Origin of the sequence: Methanoregula sp., from assembly GCF_049690535.1 — an archaeon.
Classification (GTDB): Archaea; Halobacteriota; Methanomicrobia; order Methanomicrobiales; family Methanospirillaceae; genus Methanoregula.
Window position 1 is genome coordinate 1 of record NZ_JBAVMX010000018.1, and the last position, 1,656, is coordinate 1,656.

Sequence of the window (1,656 nt, forward strand, 5' to 3'; positions counted from 1 at the left end):
GCGGGTCGAACGCGAACTGGTGATGTTCAAGGTGACCGCCGATCAGGGTTCGACCCGGGCTGAGATCATGCAGATCGCGACGATCTTCCGCGCCCAGATCGTGGATGTGGGCGCAAAATCGGTGGTGCTCCAGGTTGTCGGGGATACCGACAAGATCAACGCGATGGAAAAACTGCTGCGCCAGTTCGGGATCAAGGAACTGATCCGGACCGGAAGGATTGCTATTTTACGCGGCACAAAGACCGTGACCAGCAGCAAATAATTTTTTTTGCCCGACGAAAATTTCGGGCTTTGATATTGGTGTGCTGCCGGAACACACCCGCTTTCGATTTCTGACGCCCGCCCGTTTCACTCAGGCCACGTAGTAACTTCCGTGACCGATGGCCTGATCGAAGGTGACAACTTCTCGGCCGGGTATCCTACGGCGCACCCCATGAGGGCCCATTTCCCGGATTCAAGGCCGAGGACCCGGCAGAATTTGGGATTATCCGCCATCTGTGCCGTGATGGACACGATCTGGAATCCGAGGCCAAGCGCAGTTGCTTTGAGCCACATGTTTTCCATGCAGTGGGCAAGGGACTGTGCTTCCACAGGGGGGAACCCTCTCTTTTCAGCGGCAACGATGTAGAATGGAGCCGTGCCGACACCGGGGACCATGCCCATGTCCTTGATCATGGCAAGCCGGTTCATGAACCCGGCGGCCTTTTCCCGCAGCTGTGCATTTTTCGCCGCTGCCTGTTCGAGATCCCCGGCCATGGCAAGAACGGTCTCAAAGACAAGCGGAGAAATTTCTTTCATCGCCTTTGAGCCGTTCCGGACGACTACAAACCTCCGGAAATAATCCTTGTTGTCCCCGATTGCTGCTGCGGCAAACGGGGCATGGAGGCCGGCGTGGAGGATGCTCTCAACCTGAACATCTGCCGGGATCTCACGGGTAAATTTCCGGCAGCTCCGCCGTTCGCCGATGATCCTGTCCAGCACCGCGTTGTCCTGTTCGGTTTTTGTTGCCATTATACTCAAGTCCCACATCCCGTTGGCGTGCCGGGATATTTTAAAGTATTTTCACGGGATGCGCTTTTTATCCGGTTTTGGAGACCGGGTGTCGGATCAATCCGGCACTGATAGTGGGTGTGATGCGGACAGAAGGTTCGGGAAAAGTCCGGGCCGTGGGAGCAGGGGATACTCTGACCTGATTGGATACCCCGGATTCCGTCAGAGTACTTATGATGATGGGGCTATTAGCTTACACAAAAAAATAAAAATAGCCGCCTTCACTCCTGGCGGTGGGAGACAGCCCGGTACAGGAACCAAGCCCCAAGCAGGATCAGGAATGCTGCTGCAATGTAAGGCCAGAAATGGAGTGGTGCAAAAGCAATCCCGACGCCTACAATGATCAGGAATGCCCCGATTATGGCCAGAAACCCGTGGGACCGGTCACAGGATTGATGAGTACCGGCATCCCCTACAGGATCCGCCCCGGGTTTTGCCAGCGTCGCTCCGATAAAACCAAGTCCCAGCCCGATCAGCACACCGGGCCCCGGGTACCCGGCAAGCAATCCGATCCCAAGACCCAAAAGGACACCGGCAGGAATCAGCATGTTTCCGCCATGGTGCCGGTGTGTTTGTCCCCCCTGTTTTGCATCTGCTTCCATGTAC

General features: G+C 56.0%; 3 protein-coding genes. 1 reads left to right on the plus strand and 2 read right to left on the minus strand.

What is annotated here, in order from left to right; genetic code table 11:
• On the plus strand, nucleotides 1-262 hold a 262-nt coding region (ilvN, locus tag WCE46_RS01200), incomplete at its 5' end, for an acetolactate synthase small subunit (protein WP_424731870.1).
• Between the two features lie 86 nt (nucleotides 263-348).
• Here ilvN and WCE46_RS01205 read toward each other — a convergent pair.
• Both WCE46_RS01205 and WCE46_RS01210 read right to left on the minus strand, forming a co-directional pair.
• The gene (locus WCE46_RS01205) at nucleotides 349-1,011 is read right to left on the minus strand and encodes a nitroreductase family protein (RefSeq protein WP_424731871.1); all 663 of its coding nucleotides are present in this window, start codon (nucleotides 1,009-1,011) and stop codon (nucleotides 349-351) included.
• Between the two features lie 260 nt (nucleotides 1,012-1,271).
• Nucleotides 1,272-1,656 (minus strand): hypothetical protein (locus tag WCE46_RS01210; RefSeq protein WP_424731872.1); only part of this gene is annotated, 385 nt, incomplete at its 5' end.